The organism is Lacrimispora sp. YZC11, assembly GCF_057543815.1.
The window spans coordinates 312,343-327,084 of record NZ_BAAJYQ010000014.1; the positions used below are offsets into that span (position 1 = coordinate 312,343).

General features: G+C 43.8%; 12 protein-coding genes and 7 tRNA genes. 11 read left to right on the forward strand and 8 right to left on the reverse strand.

Annotated elements, in window-relative coordinates; genetic code table 11:
- Positions 1-5: 5 nt before the first annotated feature.
- Entirely contained in the window at positions 6-836 is an 831-nt protein-coding gene (locus AC27IJ_RS15225; protein ID WP_312446770.1) for a purine-nucleoside phosphorylase, read from the reverse strand.
- A gap of 325 nt (positions 837-1,161) precedes the next feature.
- Here AC27IJ_RS15225 and AC27IJ_RS15230 point away from each other — a divergent pair, with 325 nt between their 5' ends.
- From AC27IJ_RS15230 to AC27IJ_RS15240, 3 genes are read left to right on the forward strand one after another with little or no spacing between them, the layout of a single operon-like run.
- The gene (locus AC27IJ_RS15230; RefSeq protein WP_487149621.1) at positions 1,162-2,223 is read left to right on the forward strand and encodes an ABC transporter substrate-binding protein; all 1,062 of its coding nucleotides are present in this window, start codon (positions 1,162-1,164) and stop codon (positions 2,221-2,223) included.
- A 32-nt stretch (positions 2,224-2,255) separates the two neighbouring features.
- Positions 2,256-3,026, forward strand: a complete 771-nt coding sequence (locus tag AC27IJ_RS15235; protein WP_312502356.1) for an ABC transporter permease — start codon at positions 2,256-2,258, stop codon at positions 3,024-3,026.
- A gap of 3 nt (positions 3,027-3,029) precedes the next feature.
- Complete coding sequence (locus tag AC27IJ_RS15240; RefSeq protein WP_312446766.1) at positions 3,030-3,608, forward strand: ABC transporter ATP-binding protein; 579 nt, start codon at positions 3,030-3,032, stop codon at positions 3,606-3,608.
- A 63-nt stretch (positions 3,609-3,671) separates the two neighbouring features.
- Here the strand turns inward: AC27IJ_RS15240 and AC27IJ_RS15245 are convergent, their stop codons facing one another.
- Positions 3,672-4,370: a hypothetical protein gene (locus tag AC27IJ_RS15245; protein WP_312446765.1), complete on the reverse strand. Its 699-nt coding sequence runs from the start codon at positions 4,368-4,370 to the stop codon at positions 3,672-3,674.
- A gap of 125 nt (positions 4,371-4,495) precedes the next feature.
- Complete coding sequence (locus tag AC27IJ_RS15250; protein WP_312446764.1) at positions 4,496-4,963, reverse strand: methylated-DNA--[protein]-cysteine S-methyltransferase; 468 nt, start codon at positions 4,961-4,963, stop codon at positions 4,496-4,498.
- 472 nt (positions 4,964-5,435) lie between these two features.
- On the opposite strand from AC27IJ_RS15250, the gene AC27IJ_RS15255 reads away from it, so the two are divergent.
- The 8 genes from AC27IJ_RS15255 to AC27IJ_RS15290 all read left to right on the forward strand — a co-directional run bounded on the left by AC27IJ_RS15255 (position 5,436) and on the right by AC27IJ_RS15290 (position 7,549).
- Positions 5,436-5,510, forward strand: a tRNA-Pro gene (locus tag AC27IJ_RS15255).
- Between the two features lie 47 nt (positions 5,511-5,557).
- Positions 5,558-5,628: transfer RNA gene (locus tag AC27IJ_RS15260), tRNA-Gly, on the forward strand.
- Positions 5,629-5,631: 3 nt separating this feature from the next.
- Positions 5,632-5,705 (forward strand) — tRNA-Arg (locus AC27IJ_RS15265).
- Positions 5,706-5,737: 32 nt separating this feature from the next.
- A tRNA-His gene (locus tag AC27IJ_RS15270) sits at positions 5,738-5,813 on the forward strand.
- Between the two features lie 38 nt (positions 5,814-5,851).
- Positions 5,852-5,923 (forward strand) — tRNA-Gln (locus AC27IJ_RS15275).
- A gap of 3 nt (positions 5,924-5,926) precedes the next feature.
- Positions 5,927-5,999 (forward strand) — tRNA-Lys (locus tag AC27IJ_RS15280).
- Between the two features lie 208 nt (positions 6,000-6,207).
- Positions 6,208-7,059 carry an AraC family transcriptional regulator gene (locus AC27IJ_RS15285; protein ID WP_487149624.1) on the forward strand — a complete coding sequence of 284 codons (852 nt, stop codon included), beginning with the start codon at positions 6,208-6,210 and terminating at the stop codon, positions 7,057-7,059.
- A 13-nt stretch (positions 7,060-7,072) separates the two neighbouring features.
- Entirely contained in the window at positions 7,073-7,549 is a 477-nt protein-coding gene (locus AC27IJ_RS15290) for a hypothetical protein (protein WP_312446762.1), read from the forward strand.
- A 138-nt stretch (positions 7,550-7,687) separates the two neighbouring features.
- On the opposite strand, the gene AC27IJ_RS15295 is transcribed toward AC27IJ_RS15290, so the two are convergent.
- The 5 genes from AC27IJ_RS15295 to AC27IJ_RS15315 form a co-directional block, all read right to left on the reverse strand.
- Positions 7,688-8,116 carry a MarR family winged helix-turn-helix transcriptional regulator gene (locus AC27IJ_RS15295; protein WP_312446761.1) on the reverse strand — a complete coding sequence of 143 codons (429 nt, stop codon included), beginning with the start codon at positions 8,114-8,116 and terminating at the stop codon, positions 7,688-7,690.
- Positions 8,117-8,216: 100 nt separating this feature from the next.
- Positions 8,217-10,073 carry an ABC transporter ATP-binding protein gene (locus AC27IJ_RS15300; RefSeq protein WP_312446760.1) on the reverse strand — a complete coding sequence of 619 codons (1,857 nt, stop codon included), beginning with the start codon at positions 10,071-10,073 and terminating at the stop codon, positions 8,217-8,219.
- Entirely contained in the window at positions 10,070-11,800 is a 1,731-nt protein-coding gene (locus AC27IJ_RS15305; protein WP_312446759.1) for an ABC transporter ATP-binding protein, read from the reverse strand. Before AC27IJ_RS15305 ends, AC27IJ_RS15300 begins: the two co-directional genes overlap by 4 nt.
- Positions 11,801-12,130: 330 nt before the next feature.
- The gene (locus tag AC27IJ_RS15310; protein WP_312502360.1) at positions 12,131-13,801 is read right to left on the reverse strand and encodes a S8 family peptidase; all 1,671 of its coding nucleotides are present in this window, start codon (positions 13,799-13,801) and stop codon (positions 12,131-12,133) included.
- A gap of 791 nt (positions 13,802-14,592) precedes the next feature.
- A tRNA-Gly gene (locus AC27IJ_RS15315) sits at positions 14,593-14,665 on the reverse strand.
- Between the last annotated feature and the right edge of the window lie 77 nt (positions 14,666-14,742).

Below are 14,742 nucleotides of genomic sequence, written 5' to 3' on the forward strand. Positions count from 1 at the left end.
TCCTTTTATTTACCTGCGATCTTTGTAATAGAAGCCGTGATCAGCCGTTTGAACAAAGGTGCAACCCGGTCTGCTGTCTCCTGTACCTCTCCATGGCTTAAAGGCTGATCCGTAATGCCGCAGGCCATATTGGTGATGCAGGAAATACCGCAAACCTTCATCCCCATGTGGTTTGCAGCTACCGCTTCACAGGCTGTGCTCATTCCTACTGCATCAGCGCCCAGAATGCGGCACATCTGTACCTCTGCCGGAGACTCATAAGCCGGGCCGGAAAGCTGCATGTAAATCCCCTCTCTAAGGCCGATCTCTTCTTCTCCTGCAGCCTCTCTGATGGTCTTCTGCAGTTCTTTGCTGTAAACATCACTCATATCCGGAAATCTGGGTCCCAGCTCTTCTAAATTTGCCCCAATTAACGGAGATGGAACAAAGCTTGCAATATGATCCCTTATGAGCATGAAATCTCCCGGTTGAAACTCCTTATTGACACCGCCGCATGCATTGGTCAGAAACAGGACCTTTGCTCCTAAAAGGCCCATAAGCCTGGCCGGAAGCACCACGTCCGTCATTGGATATCCCTCATAAAAATGTACCCGTCCCTGCATGATGACCACCGGAACATCGTTCACATATCCGAATACAAACCTTCCTTTATGGCCTGCCACCGTTGATACCGGAAATCCTTCAATGTCTTTATAATCAATAGAGGTTTCCACCTTTATTTCCTCTGCATATTCCCCAAGGCCGGACCCCAGGATCAGAGCTATTTCCGGGACAAAGTCAGTCTTCTCCCTTACACTTTCCAAACAATTATTAAGCTTTGCATATACTTCATTCATATACCATTTTCTCCTTTCATTGTTACCGTCCACGCTTTTTGGACATACAGGTATTCCCGTAGGGTGTTTCACATTCCTGTCAAACTTGATAGACATAGGTATATACATTATACCACATCTCCCCATATATCTGTATCTATATTTTGACAAATATGGGGGAATAATGATATACTGAAGGTGTTCGTACTAACCCGGAAGGAACCCTGACGGCGAAGGCGAGGAGAATACGTAAACCGGAAATCCCATGCCTGTTGGTGTGGGTTTTTTTCGATGACCGTAAAGAAAAAAGAACCATGACAGGTACGGACAGAAAGCGAGGATCATTATGAAAAAAGCATTATCAGTATTGATGGCGTTTGCCGTAACAGCTGCCCTACTCTCCGGCTGTGCAAAGGGCGGCACCGAAAACACCCAAGTAACCTCTGCTTCAGAAAAGGAATCCACCTCTGAGACAGCAAAAGAGACATCCAAAGCCCAAAACCCTGCTGACAGCTATACTTTAAAAATCGGTTCGTTAAAAGGGCCTACCTCCATGGGCCTTGTGAAGCTGATGGACCAGTCTGAAAAAGGCAATGCAAAAGGCTCCTATGATTTTACCATGGTAACCGCTGCCGACGAACTCCTTGGAAAGATTGTAAGTAAAGAATTGGATGTCGCACTTGTACCCGCCAATATGGCCTCCATTATTTATAACAAAACCAATCATGAGGTGACCGTCCTGGATATTAACACCCTGGGGGTTCTCTACGGGGTATCCGCCGATGATTCCATTAAAACAGCCGCAGACTTAAAAGGAAAGACCGTTTACTTAACCGGCAAAGGAACCACGCCGGACTATGCTCTTCAGCATGTGCTGAAAGCCAACGGCTTAACCGCTGACGACGTGACACTGGAATATAAATCCGAAGCCGCTGAGGTCGCTTCTATCCTAAAGGAAAAGCCTGATACAGTGGGCCTTCTTCCCCAGCCCTTTGTAACAGCTGCCATGGCTCAGAATGACTCCCTGAAAATGGTTCTTGACTTAACAAAGGAGTGGGATGCCACAGCCGGTGAAAGCGGCGGCAGTCTGGTGACCGGAGTTACCATTTGCCGCAATGACGTGTTAAAAGACCATGGGGAAGCCATTGCCACCTTTATGGCGGAACATAAGGAATCCGCTGAATTTGCCAATGCAAATGTAGCCGAAACCGCAGCTTTGGTGGCTGCTGCCGGAATCATTGAAAAAGCCCCGATCGCAGAAAAGGCTATCCCATACTGCAGCATCACCTATGTAGATGGAGATCAGATGAAATCACTGTTAAGCGGTTACTTAAAGGTTCTTTTCGATATGGAGCCGACTTCCGTAGGCGGAACGCTGCCAGCCGATGATTTCTACTATATGCCATAATTAAGGTAAAGCTTTGTAAGGAGATTCCCATTATGAAACCAACAGCCCTCCCGGCTAAAAAGGCCGGTATCATCTTTCTCTGGCTTCTTGCGTGGCAGGCAGCAAGCCTGTCCGTGCACAACAGCATCATACTGGTAGGCCCTTTGGAGGTAATCCGGGCTTTATGGATTCAGGCAGCCATGTCCGGCTTCTGGAAAACCATTGCCCTCTCCTTTGGAAAGATAAGCCTTGGATTCCTTCTGGCCTTTGGGTCAGGAATCCTGGCCGGGGGAGCTGCATGGCGATTCCCCCTTTTAAAGGATTTGCTGGAACCGCTTATGTCCCTTATAAAGTCGGTTCCGGTAGCTTCTTTTGTCATACTGGCCCTGATCTGGGTAGGTTCTGAAAATTTGTCCGTTTTTATTGCCTTTCTTGTGGTATTCCCCATCATTTACATAAATACCATGGCAGGATTTATGAGCACCGATCCAAAGCTTTTGGAAATGGCCCGGGTTTTCCGTATGCAAGGCAAAAAGAAGCTCCTTTATATCTACCGTCCCGCCCTTCTTCCCTACCTCATAAGCGGCTGCAGAGTGGCTTTGGGCATGGGCTGGAAATCCGGGGTTGCCGCTGAAGTGATCGGAGTTCCAACCCATTCCATCGGTGAGAAACTCTATATGGCAAAAATTTATTTAAGTACTGCGGACCTTTTTGCCTGGACCCTGGTCATTATCGTAATCAGCGCCCTTTTTGAAAAATTCTTTTTATGGCTTTTAAGCCTTGCGGATGCCGGCCGGAAATCCCATAAAAGACAGGAGGTTTGATCCATGGAACTAAAGGTGAATCATCTGTCCAAGTCCTTTGGAACGCTAAAAGTATTCATGCAGTTAAATCTTTCCCTTCAATCCGGTCCAATCTACTGTCTCATGGGACCCTCAGGATCAGGGAAAACCACATTCTTCCGGATCCTGCTGGGACTTGAACAGGCCGACTCCGGATCCGTTGAAGGACTTCACGGCACAAGAGCCTCCGCCGTGTTTCAGGAGAACCGTCTGTGTGAGTCATTTACCCCGGTCGACAACATTGCCATGGTAATTCCCGGCCGTTCCTCCCGAAGCAGAAAACAGGCCAGAGGAGAGCTTTTAAGGCTTCTTCCGGAAGAAGCCTTATCCCGTCCCGTGTCCACCTTAAGCGGCGGAATGAAACGCCGGGTTGCCATTGTAAGAGCCTTGTCGGTCCCTTGTGACATGATTTTAATGGATGAACCATTTACCGGTCTTGATGAGAACACAAAACTGACCGTAATTCAATACATCAAAGAAAAGACCCGTGACAAACTGGTCATCATAAGCACCCACCAGGAGGAGGATATTTCACTTCTTAACGGCACCCTAATGAAACTGTAAAAACAGGGGCAAAAGCAGATATTCCTGCTTTTGCCCCTGTTTTATTAATATTTTATACCAGCTTTATTTCAGTTTCAAGGTATCCAAAGCCGCTTCAATCTGGCCTTCTACCGCACTGTCCGGTGATTCAACTGTTCCTGCCGCACTGATGTATTTCTTTGTAGCAGCATTGTAGGAACCGGAAATTGCATAATAGCGTGCCCCATCCTGAGGAGTCTTATACCGGATCGCATAGCGGAAGGTCTGGCTTCCGTCTTTGCCGTTTTCTACATTATAGCGGACAAATTCCATATCCTCGCCACGGCTGACAAATTCCTTGTATTCTTCCATGGTATCCGGATAGATCTCTCTGGCTCCGTCGGCCTCATCTCCTTCTACATAGATAACTTCCAGCATATCACTGCCGTTGGGAGAAGCGAATGCGACTGTGCTTTCATCTCCATCGTCTTCAATGGTCCAGCCCCCGGGCGGCGTGATCTGATATTTTCCAGATTTAGAAGTAAAGACTCCGGAAGACAGGCTTCCTGCATCAGAAGCAGTGGTTTCGGCGGTTCCGTCTTCCTCACTATCAGATTCATCCTCACCTAACGTAGTCTCATCCGTACCTGCTGATTTGTCTCCTGTTACTTTCGTCTCGGCAGCACTGACTTCTGTAGGATTATCCTGCGAGGATTTCCCATTATCTTTTGATCCACAGGCCGTAGCCGCCATCATGACTGCCATGGCAATGGCAATTACTGCCAGCATTTTGTTTTTTCTCATTTTAATCACTCCTCATCATCCTCAATCTCATTCCTGGTGACGATGAGGATTATAACATTATCTGTATCAAATGTATAGGGGATTAAAGGAACTGAAAGAATCACCATGAATTCTTAATAATTAAATTAGGAAGCTTCTGAGCGCTCCAGATCCAGTAATGTCACTTTAATATCCAGGCCTCCGCCATATCCTACCAGGCTTCCATTGGCCCCAATCACCCGGTGACAAGGAATGATAATAGGTATGGGATTGCGGTTATTTGCCATGCCCACCGCACGGCAGCCTTTGGGATTATCAATCATGACCGCAATATCCTTATAGCTTTTCGTCTCTCCGTAGGGAATCAGTAACAAGGCATTCCAAACCTTTTTTTGAAATTCCGTTCCCTCCGGCTTAAGAGGCAGATCAAACACTGTTCTCTTTCCAGCCATATATTCTTCCAATTGGCCTTCCGCTCTCCCGATCAGCTCTGTCCGCTCCCTTACGGCATTCTCAGGCTCCAACCTTCCAAAATCAATGCTTAAAAGCGCTTCATCGTTACACAGGATGGTAAGAGGCCCTATTTTGCTTTCATAAACTTCCCAGTACTTCATTCCAAATTCCTTCTTTCTCTTATGAGCTGTACCATGTTTTCATCTGGATGCATTATATCATATATAAGGAAAAGAGACGACCTCTTCTTTCATTTCTTATTCCAGGGCCGAAATAAGAAAACTTTCTGTTTTTTCAAATATTCCTCATAATTCTTTTAGTTTTTTTATGAAATGTTTATGGCTTAGTCAAACTTCCGTCATAATTTCCGCGTATACTAAATAGTGAAAAGGAACCCCACCCTTTTAACATTGACTTTTTATTTTTCATACTCAACCGGCAGGAACATTATATGTACCTGCCGGTTCCTCCCATTTCAGGGGCATTTTTCTTAAAAAACCGCATAAATACAGGCTTATTAGCGAATTTGAAATTTTTTCTAAAATAATGTTGACAAAATGATATCCATCATATATAATAACTCTTGCGTTGCGAAAAAGCAACTAAGAGAAAGATGGAAAACGCTTTCACTATCGGGGTGTGGCTCAGTTTGGCTAGAGTACCTGGTTTGGGACCAGGGGGTCGCAGGTTCAAATCCTGTCACCCCGATTTAAGAGAAAAACCGTCAATGGTAGTTTTAGTTTCTCTTACCTTTTGCGGGTGTAGTTCAATGGTAGAACACCAGCCTTCCAAGCTGGATACGTGGGTTCGATTCCCATCACCCGCTTTTGAGTCTGTAGCTCAGTTGGATAGAGCAACGGCCTTCTAAGCCGTGGGTCGGGGGTTCGAATCCCTTCAGGCTCGTTTCACATCTCTAACCAAGGTGTGAAATTTATGGTGGGTATGGCGAAGGTGGTTATCGCGCCAGATTGTGGCTCTGGAGGCCCAGGGTTCGAATCCCTGTACTCACCTTTCCCTTTTAGGGAATTTTTTTTTATCACAAGTTTTAATGGGCTATCGCCAAGCGGTAAGGCACAGGACTTTGACTCCTGCATTCGTTGGTTCAAATCCAACTAGCCCAGTATGGGATACTAGCTCAGGTGGTAGAGCACTTGACTTTTAATCAAGTTGTCCGGGGTTCGAATCCCCGGTGTCTCATGAATGCATCGGAAAAGACCGGGAAATCATTTGATTTCCCGGTCTTTTTTTATTTACCCCCGTCTTATATAAAAGAGATTGTTTATCTGCCCCTAAAAAACTATAATAGGATCATAGGATTCACTCCACTCTCCTCTCTAATTTGTACATTAAAAGAGAGGACGGGCAAATCGATAACAAATATAATATAAAAGAAAGGATTGATTTTATGGAATGGATTGAGGGATTAAATAAGTCAATGAACTATATCGAGGAACATTTAACGGAAGATATAGAATATGAGAAGGTAGGGAAAATCGCCTGTTGTTCTGTTTATCATTTTCAGAGAATGTTTGCTTATATGGCGAATGTACCTTTATCTGAATATATCCGGCGCAGGCGTATGTCCTTGGCAGCGGTGGATCTACAGAACGGGGATAATAAAATTATTGATGTTGCTCTTAAATATGGATACCATTCTCCCACTGCATTTAACCGGGCATTTCAAAGCATACATGGAGTTGCACCATCTCGTGTAAAAGAAAGCGGTGTTTCCGTAAAATCATATCCACCTATTAGTTTCAAAATTACAATAAAAGGAGTGGATGAATTGAATTATCGAATGGAAAAGAAGGAACCGTTTCGGATTATAGGCACTGCACAATCGCTGCACAGGGAAATTGAAAAGAATTTTGAAATTGTACCTCAAATGTGGAGCAAGGCATCTATGGACGGAACAATTCCTAAATTAGCCGCCATGGCAAACGGATCCCCTGGAGGAATATTGGGAGTAAGCATCTGCAATGATTTGGAAGAATGGCGTTACTTTATTGCCGCTGCCAGTACGAAAGAAATTGATGATACTTTGGAAGAATATACGGTTCCCTCTTTCACCTGGGCCATATTTAACGGAGAAGGCCAATGCCCCCAGGCAATACAAGAACTAGAGAAGCGAATTGTCTCCGAGTGGCTTCCCACTTCCGGATACGAATACGATAATGGACCGGATATTGAGGTCTATTTAAGTGCAGACCCTCAAAATGCAAGGTTTGAAGTATGGATACCCGTTATTAAAAAATAATCAGGAGGGCATCTTGGATAGACCAAATGAAAATTATAATGTTTTTCTTAAAGCAGTAGACGATCGTTATAAAGATTTCGTTGTGGAAATAAATGATTACCTCACACAAAATAATTGTAAATGTGAAATCAAACCTGCTAAAAATGGTTTTATCGCTTCCTATAAACTGGAGACGACAAAAAAAGTTTTAGCAACTTTTGTGTTTCGGAAAGCCGGAATGAGATTACGAATATATCCGGAGCACGTAAAAGCTTATGAAAACTTTTTAAATACTTTGCCGGAAAAAATGAAGAAAGATATCAAAAAAGCATCTGTGTGTAAGAGGTTAATAAATCCGGAGGAATGTAACCCTAAATGTCTCATGGGATACGACTTCCATTTGGATGAGGAACATCATCAAAAATGTCGTTATATGGCATTTATGCCTGCCTTAAGTGAAGAAACCACCCCTTATATCAAAGCATTTCTAGAAAAGGAATTGAACGCATAATAACTGTATTTAACAGCGGCCAATCATTAAGTGGATTACACTGCTATGGAGGTATCCCAAAAGGCAGGCTCTGCGTGAAATGGCCGCTGATTTCATGACATTGTGCTGCACTCTCCTTTTTTCATTGCTTACCGGAATTTAATAAGCTTCCAGATTGTCACACATTTTCATTAATACTTTACAGAATACGGCTATTTCGTCTTCTGGTATATCGGAACTGATAAGTTCTTCAAACTGCTGAAAAACTTTTCTCACCTCTTCGGCTTCAGCAACCCCTTTTTCTGTAAGACTGATCAGAACGGAACGTCTGCAGTCCGGATTATTTTCCCTGAGAAGGAACCCCATATCCTGCAATTTGTCTATATTTCTTGACATGGTGGCAGCATCGAAATGGCATCGGTCTGCCAGCTCTTTTTGGGTGATATGGTCCTTTTGTAAAAGATTATATAAGATCCTGGCATGTCCCTGCCCAGGCGTCAATCCGATGTTTGACAGAAGCGGAGAAATAATCTGTTTTCTGGCTTTTTCTTCACGAACCAATAGCTCTCTCACATTATGTCGCTCCATATTTTTTTCTTCCCTTTCGCTTCGCTCAAGGCACAAATATGTCATGAAACAGGTTGTGCCCCTCTGCTCTTTGTTTTATGGCATCATACTCTTCATCTCATCATTCTAATTCAAACTGCCCTGTATGCAGTTGATAATATTTCCCTTTTTCCTGCAGCAATTCGTCATGGCTGCCCCGCTCAATAATCTCTCCTTTTTCAAGAACCAAAATGGCGTCTGAGTTTCTTACGGTGGAAAGCCTGTGAGCGATGACGAATACCGTCCGGTCTTTCATAAGGGCATCCATGCCTTTTTCAATGAGTTTTTCCGTTCGTGTATCAATGGAACTGGTGGCTTCATCCATGACAAGAACAGGCGGCTGCGATATGGCAGCTCTGGCAATGGCGATCAGCTGCCGCTGTCCCTGTGATAAATTACTCCCGTCACTTTCTAACATAGTATCGTATCCATTGGGAAGACGTCTTATAAAGGAATCCGCATTTGCAATTTTTGCGGCGGCCAGTATGTCTTCATGGGAAGCATTCAGCCTTCCATACCGGATATTATCGGCAATGCTTCCGGTAAATAAGTGGGTTTCCTGAATGACCAGAGAGATAGAACGCCTTAAATCATCCTTTTTTATGTTTCGGATATCGATTCCATCGTAGGTTATGGTGCCTCCATTTAATTCATAAAATCGGTTGATAAGATTGATGATGGTCGTCTTGCCTGCGCCGGTAGAACCAACGAATGCGATCTTCTGACCAGGCTTTGCATACAGGCTGATGCCGTTTAAAATAGTGTTTCCGCCTGTATAACCGAAAACCACATCGTGAAACCGGACGTCTCCCTTTAAAGGGACCAGAAGATATCCGCGATCCCGGTCAGGAACTTTCCAGGCAAACGAACCAGTATAAATATCCGTTTCCTTCAGGCTGCCCTCCGCCTCCTGCACCACCCTCTTTAAGGTGACAGTTCCTTCATCGTATTCAGGCTCTTCCTCCATCAAATTAAAAATCTTTTCTGCACTTGCCAGCGCCACCATGAGAAAATTGATCTGCATGGTAAACTGGTTCATGGGCATGGCGCTCTGCCTGACATAAACCAGGTAGGAGGCCAGAGTTCCCATATTAATCAGTCCGGACAGAGCGAACAATCCGCCCACGCAGGCAGAAATGGCATAATTAATGTAAGAAAGAGAAACAATCGTAGGAACGGTGATGCCCGTATATGTGGCGGCCATTGTAGAGGAAATCCTCAATTTCTCATTCAGCTCACAAAATTTTTTAAGATCCTGTTTTTCATGGCGGAAAATCTTTTCTACTTTCTGCCCTTCCACCATTTCTTCTACATAACCATTAATATTTCCCAGATTTTTTTGCTGCTGAGCAAAATATTTTTTGCTCAGCTTTCCATTGTGACGAATATATATTAACATAATCAGAAGAAAAAATACAACGATTAATGACAGCTTCCAGTCCAGGAGAATTAACATGATAATGGTGCCTATGGAAGTAATAAAGCTCTGGATCAGCAATGTAAAGCTGTTGTTGAGCGCTTCCGAGATGGTGTCAACGTCATTTGTAAAATGGCTCATCAAATCCCCGTGTGTATGGGTATCAAAAAATCCCAAAGGCAGCTTCTGGGTATGACGGAATAAGTCTATTCTTATCTCACTGACCACCTGCTGGGAAACGTGGACCATCATTCGATTATAAAGCAGACAGGAAATGGCTCCCGCCAGATAGATCAGTCCCATTATAAAAATCATTCTCACAAGACCGGGTATATTTCCCGGAAGAATATATTCGTTTATAACCGGTTTCAGCAAATAGGTGCCCATGATTCCGGAAAATGCACTGATGCTTACCAGGATCGCTATGAACAGCATGGAAAATTTGTAATGGCCGATGTAACTCAAAAGCTTTACCATGGCTTTTTTTGTGTCTTTGGGTCTTACATGTCCGGTATTCTTCATAAGGACTGGCCGCCTCCTTTCTGCTGGGAAAAATATATATCCTGATATATTTCATTACCGGCCAGCAGCTGTTCATGGGTTCCAATGGCATTTATTTTTCCATCGTCAAGGATAATGATCTGGTCCGCATCCATGATAGAGGAGATCCGCTGGCTGATAATGATCTTTGTCGTGCCAGGAAGGGATTTTTCCAGGCCCTCTTTTATTTTTGCTTCTGTCTCGGTGTCAAGGGCGCTTGTAGAATCATCCAGAATAAGCACCTTTGGCGCTTTTAATATCGCTCTCGCAATGCAAAGCCGTTGTTTCTGTCCGCCTGAGACATTAACACCTCCCTGCCCCAGCTCCGTATCATATCCATGGTCCAGGCGGCCGATGAATTCATTGACACAGGCAATGCTGCATGCTCTTTCTATTTCTTCATCCGTTGCATCCTCTTTTCCCCAGTAAAGATTTTCCTTCACCGAGCCGGAAAAAAGGATGTTTTTTTGTAACACCATGGCAATGGATTCCCTTAGATGGTCCTGTGTATATTCGTATATGGGATGGCCGTCGATGATAATATTACCGGCGCTCACCTCATAGAGCCTTGGAATCAGTTGTACCAGGGTACTTTTGGCGGCACCTGTCTGACCAATGATTCCAACAGTCTCACCGGGGCCAATCTCAAAGGAGATATCGGAAAGCACATATTCCTTTGCATCTTCCTTATATTTAAAATATACGTTTTCAAACCGGATCCTTCCTTCATTGATAGAGATATCCTTTGCGCGGTCATCACTGATAGTCGGTTCCTCATCTAAGACTTCTGAAATCCTTTTCCATGAGGTTAAAGATCGGGTAAACAAAAGAAAAACATTGGAAAACATCATAAGGGAATTAAGCACCTGCAGCACGTAGCTAAGAAAACTGGTCAGTGCACCTACCTTCATGTTTCCGATCATAACCAGGTTTCCGCCGAACCACAGGATACTTAATATGGTCCCGTACATGACAAACTGTAAGGCAGGCATATTTAAGGCCGCCAGGGTAAAGGACCTTTCGGAGGAGTTCTGTAAATTCATATTTCCTTCTTTAAATTTACTTATCTCATGATCTCCCCGGACATAAGCCTTTACTACACGGATTGCTATCAGATTCTCCTGAATGATCCGGTTTACAAGATCAACGGCTCCCTGCATTTTTGCGTATAAGGGTCTTACGCTTTTGATGATTGTAAATAAAATGACGGCCAGCACGGGGGCCGCAATTAAAAATACCACAGCCAGTTCGGCATTCAACCGGAAGGAAACGATCAATGCCGTCATCATCATCACTGGAGAACGGAAACCGGGACGCATTCCGTTTGTAATGGAATTCTGGATTGTGGTAATATCGCTTGTAAGCCTTGTTACCAGAGAAGGGGTGCTGAACCGGTCCGTGTTAGCGAAAGAATAGGTCTGCATTTTCTGAAACTCTGCCATTCGGATTTCAGCCCCCACACCATTTCCGCAGATCGCGGTATACCGGGCGCATGCATGGCCCAGAAAAAGAGAGAGAACAGCAAAGAATACCATTTGAAATCCCTTTATAAATATGTAATTTCTATCACCGTTTGCAACTCCCACATCAATGATGTCAGCCATAATCATGGGGATAACTAATTCAAAAATGGTTTCAGCCTCAATACAGATGATTGCAAGAATGAATTCTTTTTTATATTTTTTTGCATAGAGAAGTAAATTTTTCATATCAGGCTCCCGTATTAGTTGTTGTAGCAATAATTGCATTTGCAACAATTGCACACATAACTATTATATCTTGATTCACCGAATTGTCAATGGATTATATGGATATTTGATTCACAGGAGTGACATCGACCGCATTCAGGGCATGGTCTAGTAGTAATGTTGCAGAAGCTGTATGCATTATCTAAAGGCAAAAGGGACAGATGAAATGGAGTACATCCATTCATACTGTCCCTTGAATCGTTATTGGCAGGATTACAAGGCAGATGAATTCATGGATCATCATGCCTTTCTGCCAGGATAGGTTGCAAGTATATTATAGTCCCCATTTCATTAAATACTGGAAAACTGCCTGAACAGACTGGCCACATTCACCCGGCCATATCCCCATATGTTATTTGGATAGTTGTATGAGCTGCTCCGAACCGCACTCCTCATCATCAGCCGACTGACATTGACTCCGTTCATCGTTCTGTAATTTCCCTTGACAATGGCCCACTCAAAGACCATGGAAATAATGCCGGCTGTATGGGCGGCGGCGGCTCCTGTTCCTGTTAAAGAACCATATCCGCCTCCGGGGACAGCACAGGTAAGCTGGTAACCGGGAGCGGCAATATCCGGTTTGACAAAGCCCATTCTTGTATAACCCCTGCTTGATTCACCAAGAATTGAATTATTAATCTGATTATAGGCAGTCACAGTCAGCTGGCGAATGCCGTTTCCAGGCGAAGTAATGGTGGTATCCGGAGTGGAGTTAAGAAAAAAGGTCTGGTTGGATATGAGATTGTCTGCAGGAAGCCAGGCATGAAAGGCTAAGGGCTCATTTTCAACACTCCTGATCCGTATACGCCAAATTCCGGGAGTGGTGTTTTCAAAACGCACCAGGATCATCTGGTCTCCAGTCTCCTCATCAAACATATAGTTGTTGACATAAAGGGTCGTAGGGGTGAACAAAAAGTTGAATATTCTGCAATCGCCGATCGCAGGATAAATCTGTTGTGTTGATTCTCTGTTTGGTGAGGATATGTCAATGGAAACCCGTCCCAGAGAATGTGACCAAATTTCCATGGCAAACATTTTATCATTTTCCCCTATTCTTAATTCAACGTCATTGTAAAAAGGCTCTATTGGGGTGGAATTAAAATAATGTCTTTGACTGTTTCCCTCGTTGCCGGCAGATACGGATATGCCGATACCTGGCTGCAATACAAGGTCATTTAGGTAACCGCTTAAGGGACTTCTTCCATCATGGCCTCCCTGGTTGCTTCCTACAGCGAAGCAGGTAACCACAGGGCGGTTAAACCTTTCCTGAATGGTAAGGGAATAACGAAAGCCAAGCATAAGATCGGATTCCTGAAAGCATAAAGCATCATCGGGAACAAAATAGAAACTCTTTAGATTCTGTTTTGCTTCCTTCAGTTTTACGATCACCAGATCAGCTTGTGGTACTACTCCGCTAAAGCCCTCCAGTACGTTGGGTGTACCGGCGATAACGCTTGCAATGGCCGTTCCGTGCTCGTTAGTGTCTGTTGATGGTACAACGGATAAAGGGTCTTCAGAATTCAATGCGGTATTGATTGTCTCCCGGCTGTATTCCGTACCAAAGGTAAACGTATCGGGAGGAGTTCCCTCCTGCTGAGTCTGGTCCCATATGGTGAGGATTCGGGTCGACCCGTCACTGTTACGGAAAGCAGGATGCTGGTAATCAATACCTGTATCAATGATTACAACAATTACGCCCTGTCCGAACAGGGCTAAGGCAGGATTCCGCTGTACCTCCCCAACACCGGTCTGTTCGAGATTGACCGTAGAATTGAGAGTAAATAAGGACGGAAAGGTGTGAACGGGATACCTTGCCAATTCACAAATGTTTGTTTCGGCAGTCGGGATATGCAGCAAAGAATGCCGGTTATTCAAATAGGTGATGTTATCATTGCCGGGAGCTGAAATTACTGGGTTGGTTAAGATAAAATCAAAATAATTATTATCCAAAATCTTTTTCACAGTTAAGTCTCCTTGCTATTACTGACAGCAGCAACCATGTAATAGACAAAATGAGATTGGCTGTCTAAAATTGGGGTGTCCCGACATCGGTGCTGGGCTGATATGCATGTTAAAGGATATGGCAGAAGAGGAAAAAATATGAGGGCTGGACCCCTCCAGGTCCTGCCTGGTCTGACACATATAGCGCCCACTCCAGATCATGCCGGCTCCGGGCTCGAAGTAATAATCCTTTCCATTAATGGTCTGGCAGCTAGTAAGCGCATACCCATCTGAATTAAAACGGTATTTAATGCGCTAAATAGCCCCGGTAAGGGACTGGTTTACTAATTATAATAGCTAAATATATTTAGATACAAATAAAAAGTACCAGCTAAATGTGAATAGCCGATACTCTTATTACTTGTTTAAAATATGATTTCTGTAAAAATATCAAGAATTCTTTTTAATGTATATTTTTAATGCTTTTATAACTAAATATAACACGTATATACCTACTCCTACACCAGAAATACATAAGAGTAGAATGATTAAATTTATAATACTAAAAATTGCCACCCTTCATAGACCTCCTTTTTCATATCAGCTTATAACATAATAATAACATAACGAGGTTGTTTTTACTATATCAATACTTCTTCACTTCTAAAAAAGCAGTAAGCTGCCCACCCGTTCCTCAACTAAAAAGCTATTATTCCATCCCATATAAAAGGCCATCAAGCTGTCTACAGGCTATAAATACGCAAAAATAGCGGAAACCTTAGTAAATTAAGGCTTCCGCTACAAATAAAAAGAGCGCGAGACGGGACTCGAACCCGCGACCCCGACCTTGGCAAGGTCGTACTCCACCAACTGAGCCACTCGCGCTTATCTTCATTAACTTTTTCTTTTGAAGCATATACCCTCAAAACCACACATTGTTATATATCTATCTTCATCCGTTC